The 15504-nt window shown below is 55.9% G+C and carries 14 protein-coding genes, 2 tRNA genes and 1 other RNA gene; 8 read left to right on the top strand and 9 right to left on the bottom strand.

Annotated features, from left to right (window positions below):
* Positions 1–136: 136 nt before the first annotated feature.
* A complete protein-coding gene (gene tdk / locus ACOI7Z_RS21415) occupies positions 137–754 on the bottom strand; it encodes a thymidine kinase (RefSeq protein ID WP_032429180.1) in 618 nt (205 codons plus the stop codon).
* A 7-nt stretch (positions 755–761) separates the two neighbouring features.
* Here tdk and ACOI7Z_RS21410 point away from each other — a divergent pair, with 7 nt between their 5' ends.
* Both ACOI7Z_RS21410 and hns read left to right on the top strand, forming a co-directional pair.
* On the top strand, positions 762–893 hold the full coding sequence (locus ACOI7Z_RS21410; protein WP_032428897.1) for a hypothetical protein: 132 nt from the start codon (positions 762–764) through the stop codon (positions 891–893).
* A 422-nt stretch (positions 894–1315) separates the two neighbouring features.
* Positions 1316–1723 carry a histone-like nucleoid-structuring protein H-NS gene (gene hns, locus ACOI7Z_RS21405; protein ID WP_002910103.1) on the top strand — a complete coding sequence of 136 codons (408 nt, stop codon included), beginning with the start codon at positions 1316–1318 and terminating at the stop codon, positions 1721–1723.
* Positions 1724–1846: 123 nt separating this feature from the next.
* On the opposite strand, the gene galU is transcribed toward hns, so the two are convergent.
* From galU to rssA, 3 genes are all read right to left on the bottom strand, one after another.
* Positions 1847–2749, bottom strand: coding sequence for a UTP--glucose-1-phosphate uridylyltransferase GalU (gene galU / locus ACOI7Z_RS21400; RefSeq protein WP_023290127.1), 903 nt, complete (start codon positions 2747–2749; stop codon positions 1847–1849).
* A gap of 197 nt (positions 2750–2946) precedes the next feature.
* Positions 2947–3960, bottom strand: coding sequence for a two-component system response regulator RssB (gene rssB / locus ACOI7Z_RS21395; RefSeq protein ID WP_032453277.1), 1014 nt, complete (start codon positions 3958–3960; stop codon positions 2947–2949).
* Between the two features lie 89 nt (positions 3961–4049).
* On the bottom strand, positions 4050–4952 hold the full coding sequence (gene rssA / locus ACOI7Z_RS21390; RefSeq protein ID WP_004203175.1) for a patatin-like phospholipase RssA: 903 nt from the start codon (positions 4950–4952) through the stop codon (positions 4050–4052).
* 112 nt (positions 4953–5064) lie between these two features.
* Here rssA and ACOI7Z_RS21385 point away from each other — a divergent pair, with 112 nt between their 5' ends.
* From ACOI7Z_RS21385 to ACOI7Z_RS21365, 5 genes are all read left to right on the top strand, one after another.
* Positions 5065–5523 carry a YchJ family protein gene (locus ACOI7Z_RS21385; protein ID WP_032428898.1) on the top strand — a complete coding sequence of 153 codons (459 nt, stop codon included), beginning with the start codon at positions 5065–5067 and terminating at the stop codon, positions 5521–5523.
* A 42-nt stretch (positions 5524–5565) separates the two neighbouring features.
* On the top strand, positions 5566–6408 hold the full coding sequence (purU, locus tag ACOI7Z_RS21380) for a formyltetrahydrofolate deformylase (RefSeq protein WP_004203178.1): 843 nt from the start codon (positions 5566–5568) through the stop codon (positions 6406–6408).
* Between the two features lie 159 nt (positions 6409–6567).
* Positions 6568–6652 (top strand) — tRNA-Tyr (locus ACOI7Z_RS21375).
* A 43-nt stretch (positions 6653–6695) separates the two neighbouring features.
* Positions 6696–6828, top strand: a non-coding RNA gene (locus tag ACOI7Z_RS21370) — RtT sRNA.
* Between the two features lie 39 nt (positions 6829–6867).
* Positions 6868–6952, top strand: a tRNA-Tyr gene (locus ACOI7Z_RS21365).
* Positions 6953–7116: 164 nt separating this feature from the next.
* Here the strand turns inward: ACOI7Z_RS21365 and ACOI7Z_RS21360 are convergent.
* A complete protein-coding gene (locus tag ACOI7Z_RS21360) occupies positions 7117–7560 on the bottom strand; it encodes an Lrp/AsnC family transcriptional regulator (protein WP_023290130.1) in 444 nt (147 codons plus the stop codon).
* A gap of 107 nt (positions 7561–7667) precedes the next feature.
* On the opposite strand from ACOI7Z_RS21360, the gene ACOI7Z_RS21355 reads away from it, so the two are divergent.
* A complete protein-coding gene (locus tag ACOI7Z_RS21355) occupies positions 7668–8564 on the top strand; it encodes a DMT family transporter (RefSeq protein ID WP_137916242.1) in 897 nt (298 codons plus the stop codon).
* Here the strand turns inward: ACOI7Z_RS21355 and narI are convergent.
* From narI to ACOI7Z_RS21335, 4 genes are read right to left on the bottom strand one after another with little or no spacing between them, the layout of a single operon-like run.
* Entirely contained in the window at positions 8561–9238 is a 678-nt protein-coding gene (narI, locus tag ACOI7Z_RS21350) for a respiratory nitrate reductase subunit gamma (protein WP_002910189.1), read from the bottom strand. The two genes, ACOI7Z_RS21355 and narI, sit on opposite strands and share 4 nt — an antisense overlap.
* Positions 9238–9948, bottom strand: coding sequence for a nitrate reductase molybdenum cofactor assembly chaperone (gene narJ, locus ACOI7Z_RS21345; RefSeq protein ID WP_023318561.1), 711 nt, complete (start codon positions 9946–9948; stop codon positions 9238–9240). Before narJ ends, narI begins: the two co-directional genes overlap by 1 nt.
* Positions 9945–11480, bottom strand: coding sequence for a nitrate reductase subunit beta (narH, locus tag ACOI7Z_RS21340; RefSeq protein ID WP_023290133.1), 1536 nt, complete (start codon positions 11478–11480; stop codon positions 9945–9947). The genes narJ and narH overlap by 4 nt, the downstream gene beginning before the upstream one ends.
* Entirely contained in the window at positions 11477–15220 is a 3744-nt protein-coding gene (locus tag ACOI7Z_RS21335) for a nitrate reductase subunit alpha (RefSeq protein ID WP_137916241.1), read from the bottom strand. The genes narH and ACOI7Z_RS21335 overlap by 4 nt, the downstream gene beginning before the upstream one ends.
* Between the last annotated feature and the right edge of the window lie 284 nt (positions 15221–15504).

The raw sequence follows: 15504 nt of genomic DNA, 5'->3' as shown, positions 1-15504 counted from the left end.
TAAACGTTCTGCAAGCCCCGTCATCTGACGGGGCTTTTTTTTGCCCGCCGACAGCCAAGCTTTAACGCCTGCTGGCCCAACGGAGCGCAGGCAATAAAAAGGCGCCCACAGGCGCCTGGACGAGCTTCTGCGCGTATTAGCTGGGGCGGTGCTGGTTTTGTACCTGAGTTAACGAGCCGACGCTCAGCGCCTCTTTATAATGCTTACGACAAACTGACACGTACCGCTCATTGCCGCCGATGACGACCTGCTCGCCCTCGTTGTAAGGACGCCCCTCCTGATCGAGGCGCAGCACCATACTGGCCTTCCGGCCGCAGAAACAGATGGTTTTCAGCTCCACCAGCTTATCTGACCAGGCCAGTAAATACTGGCTGCCGGTAAAGAGCTCACCGCGAAAGTCTGTCCGCAAACCATAGCAAAGCACAGGAATATCCAGCGTATCGACAACTTCAGACAGCTCGTGAACCTGCTCGCGCGTCAGAAACTGGCTTTCATCCACCAGCACGCAGTGAATCGGCTTTAGCTTGTGCTCTGCGGCAATATCGTTAAATAGCGACGTCTGTGGGTTATACAATCGGGCCGGCGAGGAGAGACCGATACGCGAGCTGACTTTTCCGGCGCCAAAGCGGTCATCAATCTCAGCGGTATAAACGACGGTACGCATCCCCCGCTCCTGATAATTGTACGAAGATTGCAACAGAGCGGTCGACTTACCTGCATTCATTGCAGAGTAGTAGAAATAAAGTTGTGCCATCGGCTGCGTGACCCCAATCAAAGTGTTTTATCGCGGCGGCGATTGTACCATATTTTATGCGTACAGCCGCCCATTCGGCAGGGGTATTGTATCGCAGCTGAAGAGCCTGCAAAGCCAAAGGATTAAGAGGATGAATTGAATTTTCAGGGCCATTATTTGTACGCCCCGCTACGCTACTGGCGGGGTAACCATTGTCTTTTCGTGCTTATAGGGCGGTTACCTATGGGGCTATAAGCGGCGCCGCGCGTTGTTTTATATTAAGCCTCATAACCAAAAATGCGCTAATACTGACAAGGGTTATTTACCCATGTAAAGGATAATTTTTCTCACCGAACCTCAGAAAAAGCATACCGTCTCAGTGTTTTAGCTTACCTTCTGCTCATCGCTATAAGGATGAAAGATGTGAAGCGGCACGGGAATTTTAACTTAAATTAATTAATTCTCGCGACAAATAACCAGTAATTTTGAATTCCTTACATTCCCCCCTATTGCACAACGCATTTTATCGCTCTATTATTAGTTCAACAAACCACCCCACAATATAAGTTTGAGATTACTACAATGAGCGAAGCACTTAAAATTTTGAACAACATCCGTACTCTTCGTGCGCAGGCAAGAGAATGCACCCTGGAAACGCTCGAAGAAATGCTGGAAAAATTAGAAGTCGTTGTTAACGAGCGCCGTGAAGAAGAAAACGCCGCCGCGGCAGAAATTGAAGAGCGTACGCGTAAGCTGCAGCAATATCGTGAAATGCTGATCGCTGACGGTATTGATCCGAATGAACTGCTGAGCACCATGGCAGCCGTTAAAGCCGGTACCAAAACCAAGCGTGCTGCACGTCCGGCTAAATACAGCTATGTCGACGAAAACGGCGAAACCAAAACTTGGACCGGCCAGGGCCGTACCCCGGCGGTGATCAAAAAAGCAATGGATGAGCAAGGTAAATCACTGGACGATTTCCTGATCTAATCTCCGTTGTTACGATATAAAAAATCCCGCTGCGGCGGGATTTTTTTTGCCCCCAGGGGCCGATATAAAAAACCGGGAGCGCATCTGCGACTCCCGGTTTTGTGCTTTCAGCAGCGCTGCAGATTACTTAGCAACCGCGGTTTCCAGCCAGGCTTTAAAATCGTCACCCAGCGTTTTGTGGCGAATACCATATTCGACGAACGCCTGCATGTAGCCAAGCTTATTACCGCAGTCATGGCTCTTGCCTTTCATATGATAAGCTTCGACCGTCTCTTTTTCGATCAGCATATCAATCGCGTCAGTCAGCTGAATTTCATCACCGGCACCCGGAGGAGTCTTCGCCAGCAGCGGCCAGATATCGGCGCTGAGGACATAGCGCCCCACCACCGCCAGGTTGGACGGGGCGACGTCAGCTTTTGGCTTCTCGACCACGCCTACCATCGGCACGCTTTCTCCCGGCTTGAGAGATTCACCTTTGCAGTCAACGACACCGTAAGCGGTCACGTCGTCGACAGGCTCAACCATAATCTGGCTGGCGCCGGTCTCATCGAAACGAGAGATCATCTCTGCGAGGTTATCGCGGCTCAGATCGGATTCATATTCATCCAGAATAACGTCTGGCAGAATAACTGCGACCGGCTCATCACCCACCACCGGATGGGCGCAAAGCACCGCGTGTCCCAGACCTTTTGCCAGGCCCTGACGAACTTGCATAATGGTTACGTGCGGCGGACAAATAGACTGTACTTCTTCCAGCAGCTGGCGTTTCACACGTTTTTCCAGCATCGCTTCCAGCTCAAAACTGGTATCGAAATGGTTTTCGATAGAGTTTTTGGACGAGTGCGTTACCAGAACAATTTCAGTAATTCCTGCAGCGATACATTCATTAACAACGTACTGAATTAACGGCTTATCTACCAGCGGCAGCATTTCTTTTGGAATCGCTTTGGTGGCCGGCAGCATCCTGGTGCCTAATCCCGCAACCGGGATAACCGCTTTTCTGACTTTAGAATTAAGGGCAGCCATTGAAATCTCCTGGACTGTTTGTTTTTTAAACTTCTCGTTACAAATAACGTGTCGAGTATATCAGTCAACCGCGTATTCACTGGTCTGAAAAGCTTCCGATAGCCTCGAATTAGGACTTTTACGCATAAAACTGCTCGATGTTACCACCGCTAAAGGACAACGGGTAATCCCGTCTGCTTAGATATAAACGCAATTGCTCACTCCGCAGACAACATTAAGCGTAAACGGCCTCCCGCCCCCCAAATTTGGCACTGCCATGAGGTACAGCGTTGACTAATTTGATTAAGGTAAGCATCACCCAGGGTGCCCAAAGGAACGCCATTGCTAATCTGAATTTGATGCTCACCGGTATTCAGCGTGCCATTAAGTCCCGCCGACACCAGAATTAAATTTTTCAGTCCGCTGTGGTAATACCCCACTAACAAAGGAAACTGGCCGGGAAGGTTTGCCTGACGCAGGAGCTGATTCACCTGTTTTAGCAGACTCCCCATTTCTGGTAGCCGCTGTCCCTGATGCGCCAGCTGCTCCTGTAGCAAGCCATTGAACAACGCGCGCAATAATAAAGCGGCCAGGACGCCATTATCTCCTGCCCGTGTGACATCCAGACAATAGAAGGCCAAATCATTGTCTGAGAGCGGCGCGATATCAAGTACCAGACCGGGTTTATCCGCCGACACCAGCTGGCGATAATGAATGCGGCAGTGCGACATTTCCTGTTGCACCGGCGGCTGTAATTCCTGCAGTAATCGTGAAGCCGCAGTGGGATTACTGACCAGCGCGTCCCAGTCCTCAAATAATCGCTCTTCCTCTTCCACCCGTGAACTGAACATCGCAGGATAGAGGCAGGCATAAACGGTTTCGCGCAGGCGATCGAAATCTTTTACTGGCTTTAACAACACGTCCTGAACGCCAAGCCGCAACGCTTTGGCTATATCGGCCATGTTTTCGGTAGCGGAAATCATCAGGATCGGTAGCTGCTCGCCGCGATTACGCAACGTTTCCACCAGCTCCAGACCGTTCATTCTCGGCATCGAAATGTCGCAAATCATCAGGTCCGGATGCACCTCCGTCATTTTATGCAGGGCATCCTTGCCATCTTCCGCCTGGAAGGTTGTTGCTCCCAGCGAGGTCAGCCATCCATGCAAGAGTGAGCGGAAAACGGGTTCGTCTTCAACTATCAGAATCTGTTTTCCCGCCAATGGCTGCGTCATGATATCTCCCCTGGCTGACGATAATTCAATAGTGGCACGCTATTCTCACTATCGCCTGTCAGAATTTGCTTAAGTCAGGTACTCGTGCGTTAAATCGCGGTACGCACTAAGGGTAATAATTCATCCATTTTCTTTTCTACCGCCAACTGCCCTGCGGTAATCGCCTCGCCGGCGCGATGGAAATCAAGCGTCGAGACTTGCGGACAGTACGGTTGCAACAGGATATCCGGCGGGTCACCCGCCATACGATTGCGTTTAAGACGGTTCTCCAGGACCTGGATAGAGGTGGTCATGATCTCCATCGCCGTCGGCGTCACGGCCGTACGGCGGGAACTCATTTGCGTCAAGCGTGCGCGCAGACGAGTATGCCATGGCCCCTCCTTCGCTTCGGCTTCCCGCCGCGGCGTTTCGAGGGAGAATAAATCCTGCTGCATAAGGTGGGCATCATGTTGCAAATCCACGGCAATCACGATATCCGCCCCCATTGCCCGCGTAAGCGATACGGGAACCGGATTGACCACCGCGCCATCGACCAGCCAGTAACCGTTATGCCTGACCGGCGACATTAACCCCGGCATACTGCAGGAGGCTCGAATCGCTAAGTGCAGATCGCCTTCGGTAAACCACAGCTCCCGGCCAGTGCTTAAATTTGTCGCGACGGCGGCAAATCGCCGCTCGCAGTGTTCGATATCGGTCACGGGCATGATGCGGCGATAATGATTGAACACCTTTTCACCCCGCAGTAGTCCACCGCGGCGCCAGGAGAGGTCCATCAGTTTCAAAACGTCCCAGTTACTGAAAGAGCAGACCCAGGACTCAAGGGCCGGGAGTCGGTTACAGGCATACGCCGCCCCTACCAGCGAACCGATAGAGCAACCGGCCACGATATCAATCTCAATGCCGGCCTGCTGGAGGGCGTTGATGACGCCAATGTGCGACCATCCGCGGGCGGCGCCCGCACCTAACGCCAGACCAATTTTAAGCTTTCTCATTAGTACTGATAACTATCCTTCCACTCTGAGCGTGGCAACATTGTCACGGCTCAGTTAACATAAAGCCCTTTGGCGTAGAAGCGCCGTTACTCTTTCTTCCATGGAGGCAGTTTTGTCGCAATTATGCCCCTGTGGCAGCGCACTGGAGTATAGCTCATGTTGCCAGCGATATCTGTCCGGCGCTGAGCTTGCGCCAGGCCCGTCACAGCTTATGCGCTCCCGTTACAGCGCGTTCGTCATGAAAGATGCCGACTATCTGATCAAAACCTGGCATCCGTCCTGTCAGGCGCAGCAGTTTCGCGCCGAACTGGAGAAAGGCTTTGCCCACACCGAATGGCTGGGCTTAACCCTGTTCGCCAGCGATGATGGACGAGCCGCCAATGAAGGCTTTGTCAGCTTTATCGCCCGCTTTAATGACAATAACCGCCCGGGCGCCATTATTGAACGTTCCAGATTCTTAAAAGAAAATGGACAGTGGTACTATATCGACGGGACACGGCCGCTGATTGGCCGTAACGACCCCTGCCCTTGCGGTTCAGGTAAAAAATTTAAAAAATGCTGCGGCCAGTAACGCTACCGCAGCGCTTGCAAACACTACAGGATTTTCCTCGCGATGCATTCATTACAACGTAAAGTACTACGCACTATTTGCCCTGATCAGAAAGGCCTCATCGCGCGTATCACCAATATCTGCTACAAGCACGAACTTAACATTGTGCAGAACAACGAATTTGTTGACCACCGTACCGGTCGTTTCTTTATGCGCACCGAACTGGAAGGCATCTTCAACGACGCTATTCTGCTGGCCGATCTGGACAGCGCCCTGCCGGAAGGCTCGATTCGTGAACTCAATCCGGCAGGCCGCCGCCGGGTAGTGATTCTGGTGACGAAAGAGGCGCACTGCCTCGGCGATCTGCTGATGAAAGCCAACTACGGCGGGCTGGATGTCGACATTGCCGCGGTTATTGGCAACCATGACACCCTGCGCCCGCTGGTGGAACGTTTTGGCATCCCGTTTGAACTGGTCAGCCATGAAGGGCTGAGCCGCGAAGAGCACGACAAGCAGATGGGCGACGCGATTGCCGCCCATGAACCGGATTACGTGGTGCTGGCCAAGTATATGCGCGTTCTTACGCCGGAATTTGTCGCTCGTTTCCCGAACAAGATCATTAATATTCACCACTCGTTCCTGCCGGCGTTTATCGGCGCGCGTCCGTATCATCAGGCCTATGAGCGCGGCGTGAAGATCATCGGCGCCACCGCCCACTACGTGAATGATAACCTGGACGAAGGTCCCATCATTATGCAGGACGTCATTCACGTCGATCATACTTATACCGCAGAAGATATGATGCGTGCCGGGCGCGATGTCGAAAAAAACGTATTGAGCCGGGCGCTGTATCAGGTCCTGGCGCAGCGCGTCTTCGTCTACGGTAACCGGACGATTATTCTTTAATCGACTGAGAAATGAATTGGTTAGCTTTCCGGCGTTACGGGTAAAAATCAGGCAACCAGTTTATTTTTGTCAAAGGAATGCTTTACAGGGGCGCATCATTTGGTATGATGCGCCCCGCTTCCCGAGAAGGAAGCAGGCCAGTACTAAGCATTACCCCGTGGTGGGGTTCCCGAGCGGCCAAAGGGAGCAGACTGTAAATCTGCCGTCATCGACTTCGAAGGTTCGAATCCTTCCCCCACCACCATTATTCACTACAGTGATAGGGTTTCCCCGGCAGGCGTAAACGATGTTTGCACTTAGCGGGAAGGGTAAGAACCTTCGACTAAGGTTCGACTCAAGCGCCAGCGAGAGAACGTTGCCGCAGGCAACGGCCCGAAGGGCGAGGAGCGATAGCGACGAGTTATCCTTCCCCCACCACCATTCACTTTGCTGAATAGCCTACAATTTGATTTTACCCCTGGTGGGGTTCCCGAGCGGCCAAAGGGAGCAGACTGTAAATCTGCCGTCATCGACTTCGAAGGTTCGAATCCTTCCCCCACCACCATCTCTTCATGTATTACCCAACTTACTTCACTTGCGATACTCTATATTCTGCCCCACGGGGAAGGATGAGAAGCGTCGACTAAGGTTCGACTCGAGCGTAGCGAGAGAACGTTGCCTGTGCCGACCGGCAGCCCGGACTGGTGCGCCGCGCCGCCTCCGGGAAACTCACAGCGGGGGCAGTCGTCTCTTCACCGGCGAACTTTTCACCACCGAGGTATTGCACTGAGCAAATTCGGCCAGGCCGTCAAGCAGCGTATCCAGTTGGGCAATATCACGCACCACCAGTCGCATCACGAAACAATCCTCTCCGGTCACTTTGTCACTTTCGATGCACTCCGGCATCGCCTGGATATATTTATCCACCTTCTGCAGCAGACCAGGCAGCGGCCGTACCCGCACCAGCGCCTGCAGGCTGTAGCCCAGCGCGGCAAGATTCACCCGCGCCCCATAGCCCTGGATCACCCCCCGCTCCTCCAGGCGCTTCACCCGCTCGGCGGTGCTCGGCGAGGTCAGCCCCACCCGCGCGCTCAATACCTTCAACGAGACTCTGGCGTCCTGAGTCAGGCAAGCGAGGATCGCCCGGTCAATTTCATCAAGTAAGTCATTCATGGTTTTCACCTAATTATGAAAGGAATTTCCCCCTGCTTACCTTAATTCAGCCATGTCAGGCTGTCAGGATTTTTCGCACAATAATGGAAAACTACTGGAGGTGAAATATGCAACTTACCCGCGGCGTCTGGCAAATGAGCCTGGCGATGATAATTTCTGGCTCGATCGGCGCGTTCGTGCTGCTCTCTGGTTTGCCGGTAATTGATGTGGTGTTCTGGTGCTGCCTGATTGGCGCGCTCACCCTGCTGCTGTTTATCGTTCTCAGCCGCCAACCCTTCAGTCGTCTCACGCGCTGCACCCTCGCCCTCGCGGTGCTTGGCGGCATTGCGCTGGTCATCAACTGGCTGCTGCTTTTTGCCGCCTACTCGCGTATTTCAATTGGCATGGCCACGGTGGTCTACAACACCCAGCCGTTTATGCTGGTACTGATGGGCATGGTGCTAGGGGAGCGAGTCAGCGCCGTAAAATGGGGATGGTTACTGCTGGCCTTCGGCGGCGTGGTGATCCTGCTGTCAAGCGAGCTTGCCCCGGCGCACGGCGATAGTCTCGCGACCGGCGTTTTGCTGGCATTAGGCGCAGCATTTTTCTATGCTCTGACCGCCATTATCGCCCGCAAACTGCATCCGCTCCCTGCTCAGCATATCGCCTTTATTCAGGTGCTGGTCGGCGTCGTGATGCTGCTGCCGCTGGTGCAAATGCCCGAGTTTTCTGCCAGCTTTCCCTGGCGCTATCTGCTGATCCTCGGCGTCGTCCATACCGGGATCATGTATCAGCTTTTATATAGCGCGATACAGAAGCTGCCAACGCCCATTACCGGTTCACTCTCCTTTATTTATCCACTGGTGGCGATGGGGGTCGACTATCTGGTCTTCCACCATGCGTTAACCCCTGTGCAGTGGTGCGGCGGGATGCTGATTCTGTTTGCCGCCGCGGGGAATAACCTCGGCTGGGGCGAAAAAAAACCCCGCCAGAGCGGGGTCAGTCAGCAGTCGCGGGCCAGTTAGCGACGGGCGCGAACAATCTGGTATTTGCGCGTCAGGTACTCTACCGGCGCGCTCCAGATATGAACCAGACGGGAGAACGGGAACAGCAGGAACAGGGTCATACCCAGCACCAGGTGGACGCGGAAGATAAACGCCACGCCATCCAGGTGCTGCGACGCACCGCCGTGGAAGGTGACCACCGACTGCGCCCAGCCGACCAGCTTCATCATTTCGCTGCCGTCCATATGCTGGGCTGAGAACGGGATCGTCAGCAGGCCCAACGCACACTGCACCATCAGCAGGGAGAGGATCAGAATATCCGCGCCGGTGGTGGTGGCGCGAACGCGCGGGCTGAGCAGACGACGCTTGAGCAGCAGTAAACCGCCCACCAGGGTCATCACGCCGCAGGCGCCGCCGGCGATCATCGCCATCTTCTGCTTGACGTCGATCGGCAGGAAGGATTCATACATCCAGTGCGGCGTCAGCATGCCGAGGAAGTGGCCGGCGAAAATGCCGAGGATGCCGATATGAAACAGGTTCGACGCCAGATTCATCCCTTTACGGTCCAGCATCTGGCTGGAGGCCGCGCGCCAGGTGTACTGACCGTAGTCATAGCGCAGCCAGCTGCCGATCAGAAACACCGAGCCCGCAATGTACGGATAAATGTCAAAGAAGAACATATTCAGGAAGTGCATTATTGCTGTCCTCCGTTAGAGATATTCAGATATTGCGGGGCCACGGCTCCGGCAAAACGACGCTGGTGAGCGGAAATCTCCGACTCGCCGCAGCCCTGGTCGGCAAAGAATTTAACCTGTTCTTCTTCCCAGACTGCGTCCAGCGCCTGCGGCGTATCGTCGCGGGCTTCGTCGGCAATCTTCTCCGCCACTTTCTGGCTGTCGACCTGAGTGTTGGCCAGCTTCAGCAGCAGCTCGAACAGCACCGCATAGCGGCTCTCGCGCTGCTGCAGGCGCGCGCTGAGCAGGCCGAGGATCGGCGCGACGTCCCGCAGGCCGCCAAGCGCTTCCTCTTCCGGCAGCTGCGCCAGATACTCCAGATACAGCGGCAGATGATCCGGCAGCTCATGGCTATCGAGCAGCAGACCGTGGCGCTCATACTGCGCCATCAGGTCAACCATCGCCTGCCCGCGATCGCGGGATTCGCCGTGCACGTGTTCAAACAGCAGCAGCGAGGTGGCCCGTCCGCGGTCAAACAGTTCGCTGTAGGCCGCCTGGGCATCCAGCGGATCCTGAGCCAGCAGATCGCGCAGAAAAACGCCCAGCGCGTGAGCATCTTCTTTGCTGAGTTTCTCCGATGACGCGAGCGCCTCGAACATCTCCTGCTGATGCTGCCATAAGGCAGCGTCAGGGTATTCGAGCAAACGCGACACAATCACAAGTTCAATCATGCGTGCGGCTCCGTTTTGCTGGTCACGTCGATGGCGTCGATGCGACGGCTGTTGAACAGGTTGAACTGGCTGTCAGAGCCGTGGCAGCCGTCGCCAAAGCTAAAGCCGCAGCCATTTTTCTCCGGAAACGCTTCCCGCGCCTGTTCACGATGGCTGCTCGGCACCACGAAACGATCTTCGTAGTTGGCGATCGCCAGGTAGCGGTACATCTCCTGAGCCTGCGCTTCGCTTAAGCCCACCTCTTCCAGCGCGCGGGTATCGACAACACCGTCAACGGTTTCCGCCCGCTTATAGTGACGCATCGCCAGCATCCGCTTCAGGGCCAACAGGACCGGTTGGGTATCGCCGGCGGTCAGCAGATTGGCCAGATACTGCACCGGAATACGCAGGCTTTCCACGTCCGGCAGAATCCCGTTGCTGCCCAGTTCGCCGGCATCGGCGGCGGACTGAATCGGCGACAGCGGCGGCACGTACCAAACCATCGGCAGGGTGCGATATTCCGGGTGCAGCGGCAGGGCCAGCTTCCAGTCCATCGCCATTTTCCAGACCGGCGACTGCTGCGCGGCTTCAATCACGCCCTGCGGTACGCCATCTTTCAGCGCCTGCTCAATCACTTTCGGGTCGTTCGGATCGAGGAACACGTCCAGTTGACGCTGATAGAGATCTTTCTCGTTCTCGGTGCTGGCGGCATTTTCGATCGCGTCCGCGTCATACAGCAGGACGCCGAGGTAGCGGATTCGGCCCACGCAGGTTTCGGAGCATACCGTCGGCATTCCGGATTCAATACGCGGGTAGCAGAAGATGCACTTCTCAGATTTCCCGCTCTTCCAGTTGAAGTAGATCTTCTTGTACGGGCAGCCGGTGATGCACATCCGCCAGCCGCGGCACTTGTCCTGGTCGATCAGTACGATGCCGTCTTCTTCACGCTTATAGATGGCGCCGCTCGGGCAGGTTGCGACGCACGCCGGATTCAGGCAGTGCTCGCACAGGCGCGGCAGATACATCATGAAGGTGTTCTCGAACTGGCCGTACATCGCCTTCTGCATGTTGTCGAAGTTCTGGTCTTTGGCGCGCTTTTCAAACTCGCCGCCGAGGATCTCTTCCCAGTTCGGACCGCTGGTGATCTTGTCCATCCGCTGGCCGGTGATCAGCGATCGCGGACGGGCGATCGGCTGGTGTTTACTCTCCGGGGCGTTATGCAGGTTCTGGTAGTCGTAATCGAACGGCTCGTAGTAATCATCGATGCCCGGCAGATGCGGGTTCGCGAAGATTTTACCTAACAGCATCGCGCGGTTGCCCATACGCGGCTGCAGCTTGCCGTTGATTTTGCGGATCCAGCCGCCCTTCCATTTCTCCTGGTTTTCCCAGTCGTTCGGAAAACCAACGCCAGGCTTACTCTCCACGTTATTGAACCAGGCGTACTCCATCCCTTCCCGGCTGGTCCAGACGTTTTTACAGGTTACCGAGCAGGTGTGGCAGCCGATGCATTTATCGAGATTCAGCACCATGCCGACTTGTGAACGAATTTTCATTTTACGCTCTCCTGTACCTGGTCATTGCCTTCGCCGTCTAACCAGTTAATGTTCTTCATCTTACGTACCACCACAAACTCATCGCGGTTGGAGCCGACGGTGCCGTAGTAGTTAAAGCCATAGGCCAGATGGCCATAGCCGCCGATCATATGGGTCGGTTTCGGCGTAATACGGGTAACCGAGTTATGGATCCCGCCGCGCTGGCCGGTGACTTCAGAGCCAGGCAGGTTCACGATGCGTTCCTGCGCGTGGTACATCATGGTCATCCCGGCCGGCACGCGCTGGCTCACCACCGCGCGCGCCGTCAGGGCGCCGTTGGCGTTGAACACTTCGATCCAGTCGTTATCTTCGATACCCAGATCTTTCGCATCCGCCTCGCTCATCCAGACGATCGGACCGCCGCGTGACAGGGTCAGCATCAGCAGGTTATCGCTGTAGGTCGAGTGGATACCCCATTTCTGGTGCGGCGTCAGGAAGTTCAGCGCCTTCTCCGGGTTGCCGTTGGACTTCTCGCCCATCACCGCTTTCACCGAGCGGGTGTCAATCGGCGGACGATAAACCAGCAGGCTCTCGCCAAAGTCGCGCATCCACTGGTGATCCTGATACAGCGACTGACGACCGGACAGGGTACGCCATGGGATCAGCTCGTGAACGTTGGTGTATCCGGCGTTATAGGAGACGTGTTCGTCTTCCAGCCCGGACCAGGTCGGGCTGGAGATGATTTTCCGCGGCTGCGCCTGAATATCGCGGAAACGGATCTTCTCGTCTTCTTTGTTCAGCGCCAGGTGCGCGTGTTCGCGGCCGGTGATTTCGCTCAGCGCTTTCCACGCCTTCACCGCCACCTGACCGTTCGTTTCCGGCGCCAGGGTGAGGATCATCTCCGCGGCGTCGATGGCCGTTTCCAGCTTCGGCTGACCTTTCGCCGGGCCTTCGGCCTTGGTGTAGTTGAGCTTACGCAGCAGGTCCATTTCGCTCTGGGTATTCCAGGCGATGCCTTTCCCGCCGTTGCCGATGGTTTCCAGCAGCGGGCCAATGGAGGTGAAGCGCTCATAAGTCGCCGGGTAATCACGCTCGACCGGAATAATATGCGGGGCGGTTTTCCCCGGAATCAGGTCACATTCGCCCTTCTTCCAGTCTTTGACGTCCAGCGGCTGCGCCATTTCCGCGGCGGAATCATGCTGGATCGGCAGCGTAACGACGTCGGTTTCTTTACCGAGGTGGCCCACGCACACTTCAGAGAATTTCTTCGCGATACCTTTGTAGATATCCCAGTCACTCTTCGATTCCCAGGCCGGGTCAACGGCCGCTGACAGCGGATGAATAAACGGATGCATATCCGAGGTATTCATGTCGTCTTTTTCGTACCAGGTGGCGGTCGGCAGCACGATGTCGGAGTAGAGACAGGTGCTCGACAGACGGAAGTCGAGGGTCACCACCAGGTCCAGTTTGCCGTCGAGGCCGTTATCGCGCCATTCGACTTCTTCCGGCTTCACGCCGCCCTGCTTGCCAAGGTCTTTACCCTGAATGCCGTTCTCCGTACCCAACAGGTACTTGAGCATGTACTCATGGCCTTTACCGGAGGAGCCCAGCAGGTTGGAACGCCAGATAAACAGGTTACGCGGATGGTTTTTTCCGTTTTCCGGCTGCTCTGCCGCAAAGCGAATCGATCCCTCCTTCAGAGATTTGACGGTGTAATCCACCGGCGTCATGCCCGCTTTTTTCGCCTCATCGGCGATGCGCAGCGGGTTTACGCCCAGCTGCGGCGCCGACGGCAGCCAGCCCATCCGCTCGGCGCGGACGTTGAAGTCGATCAGATGGCCGCTGTAGCGGGATTTATCCGCCATCGGCGAGAGCAGCTCCTGCGCGGTCACGCTTTCATAGCGCCACTGGCTGGAGTGGTTATAGAAGTACGAGGTGCTGTTCATATGACGTGCCGGACGTTGCCAGTCAAGGGCGAACGCCAGCGGCTGCCAGCCGGTCTGCGGACGCAGTTTTTCCTGGCCCACATAGTGCGCCCAACCGCCGCCGCTCTGGCCGACGCAACCGCAGAAGATCAGCATGTTGATCAGACCGCGGTAGTTCATGTCGAGGTGGAACCAGTGGTTGAGACCCGCCCCGACGATAATCATCGACCGACCATGGGTTTTATCGGCGTTATCGGCAAACTCGCGGGCGGTACGGATAATATGCGCGCGGGAGACGCCGGTAATTTTCTCCGCCCAGGCCGGGGTGTAGGCTTTCACTTCATCATAACTGGCGGCGCAGTTGTCATCGTTCAGACCGCGCTCCAGGCCATAGTTGGCCATGGTCAGGTCGTACACGGTGGTCACCATGGCGGTGGAGCCGTCAGCCAGCTGCAGGCGTTTAACCGGCAGTTTGTGCAGCAGAATGTTTTCCAGCGCGACTTTGTTGAAGTGTTCAGAACCTTCGCCGCCGAAGTACGGGAAGCCGACGTCCGCGACCTCGTCATGGCTGCCCAGCAGGCTCAGACGCAGCTCAATCTCTTCGCCGGTTTTACCGTCGCGCTGTTCGAGGTTCCATTTGCCTTTGTCGCCCCAGCGGAATCCGAGGGAACCGTTCGGCACGGTCAGATCGCCCTTCTCATCAAAGGCGACGGTTTTCCATTCCGGATTCTTCTCCTGACCAAGGGAATCCACGAGGTCGGACGCGCGCAGCGTGCGGCCGGCGGCGTAATAGCCGTCGCGCTCCTCAAGCATCACCAGCATCGGCATGTCGGTGTAGCGACGCACGTAATCGGTGAAGTACTGGCTCGGTTTATCAAGATGGAACTCACGCAGCATCACGTGGCCCATCGCCAGCGCCATCGCGGCATCGGTACCCTGCTTCGGCGCCAGCCACAGATCGCAGAGCTTGGCGATTTCGGCGTAGTCCGGGGTGATGGCGACAGTTTTGGTCCCTTTATAGCGAACTTCGGTAAAGAAGTGCGCATCCGGGGTACGGGTCTGCGGCACGTTGGAGCCCCAGGCGATGATATAGCTGGAGTTGTACCAGTCGGCGGATTCCGGCACGTCGGTCTGCTCGCCCCAGGTCATCGGCGAGGCCGGCGGCAGGTCGCAGTACCAGTCGTAGAAGCTCAGGCAGGTACCGCCGATCAGCGACAGGTAACGAGCGCCGGAGGCGTAGGAGACCATCGACATCGCCGGGATCGGCGAGAAGCCGGCCACGCGATCCGGACCGTAAGTTTTCACGGTATAGACGTTGGAGGCGGCAATCAGCTCATTCACTTCCTGCCAGGAGGAGCGGACAAACCCGCCGCGACCGCGAGCCTGCTTGAAGCTTTTCGCTTTGTCGGCGTCTTCGATAATCGAGGCCCATGCCTCAACCGGATCGCTATGCTGGACCTTCGCTTCCCGCCACATCTTCATCAGGCGTTTGCGCATCAGCGGGTATTTCAGGCGGTTCGCGCTGTACAGATACCAGGAGTAGCTGGCGCCGCGCGGGCAGCCGCGTGGTTCGTGGTTTGGCAGGTCCGGACGGGTGCGCGGATAGTCCGTTTGCTGGGTTTCCCAGGTCACCAGTCCGTTTTTGACATAAATCTTCCAGCTGCATGAACCGGTGCAGTTGACACCGTGAGTGGAACGCACAATTTTGTCATGCTGCCAACGTTGACGGTATCCATCCTCCCAGTCCCGGTTGGTGTTTAGAAGCTGGCCGTGCCCATCGGCAAAGGTTTCACCCTTCTGTTTGAAGTAGCGAAACCGGTCCAGGAATTTACTCATCGGGTTTCTCCTGATATGGAGCCTGACGGCTCTCTGATAAATCGACATTGCTGGATTTGCAGCGAAGGTAACGCTATGAAAGCGGACGGGAATTGATAGCGATCAATACGGACTGGCTTGTTATCGCGGCGGAAATTGGCATTTACCACCAAGGTGGTAGGAAGTTAAATTTTTTAACTTAATGTTTTTTAATGGTTTTTATCGAAAAATGGGTCGCCAGGCGCGGAATTGTTCACCAGGGAGGTATTAAGGGGTAGAGCAGTGACGCTGGCAAGCCGTCCCTT

The sequence above is a fragment of the Klebsiella sp. C283 genome, from assembly GCF_048822555.1.
GTDB classification, from domain to species: Bacteria; Pseudomonadota; Gammaproteobacteria; order Enterobacterales; family Enterobacteriaceae; genus Klebsiella; species Klebsiella quasipneumoniae.
This window is presented reverse-complemented; position numbering and strand designations above follow the sequence as displayed.

Bases quoted from the DNA above. Each gene is read 5' to 3' on its own strand.
- narH (WP_023290133.1), bottom strand. From the start codon at position 11,480: ATGAAAATTCGTTCACAAGTCGGCATGGTGCTGAATCTCGATAAATGC.
- tdk (WP_032429180.1), bottom strand. From the start codon at position 754: ATGGCACAACTTTATTTCTACTACTCTGCAATGAATGCAGGTAAGTCG.
- ACOI7Z_RS21355 (WP_137916242.1), top strand. From the start codon at position 7,668: ATGCAACTTACCCGCGGCGTCTGGCAAATGAGCCTGGCGATGATAATT.
- rssA (WP_004203175.1), bottom strand. From the start codon at position 4,952: ATGAGAAAGCTTAAAATTGGTCTGGCGTTAGGTGCGGGCGCCGCCCGC.
- hns (WP_002910103.1), top strand. From the start codon at position 1,316: ATGAGCGAAGCACTTAAAATTTTGAACAACATCCGTACTCTTCGTGCG.
- rssB (WP_032453277.1), bottom strand. From the start codon at position 3,960: ATGACGCAGCCATTGGCGGGAAAACAGATTCTGATAGTTGAAGACGAA.
- narJ (WP_023318561.1), bottom strand. From the start codon at position 9,948: ATGATTGAACTTGTGATTGTGTCGCGTTTGCTCGAATACCCTGACGCT.
- ACOI7Z_RS21360 (WP_023290130.1), bottom strand. From the start codon at position 7,560: ATGAATGACTTACTTGATGAAATTGACCGGGCGATCCTCGCTTGCCTG.
- galU (WP_023290127.1), bottom strand. From the start codon at position 2,749: ATGGCTGCCCTTAATTCTAAAGTCAGAAAAGCGGTTATCCCGGTTGCG.
- purU (WP_004203178.1), top strand. From the start codon at position 5,566: ATGCATTCATTACAACGTAAAGTACTACGCACTATTTGCCCTGATCAG.
- ACOI7Z_RS21335 (WP_137916241.1), bottom strand. From the start codon at position 15,220: ATGAGTAAATTCCTGGACCGGTTTCGCTACTTCAAACAGAAGGGTGAA.
- narI (WP_002910189.1), bottom strand. From the start codon at position 9,238: ATGCACTTCCTGAATATGTTCTTCTTTGACATTTATCCGTACATTGCG.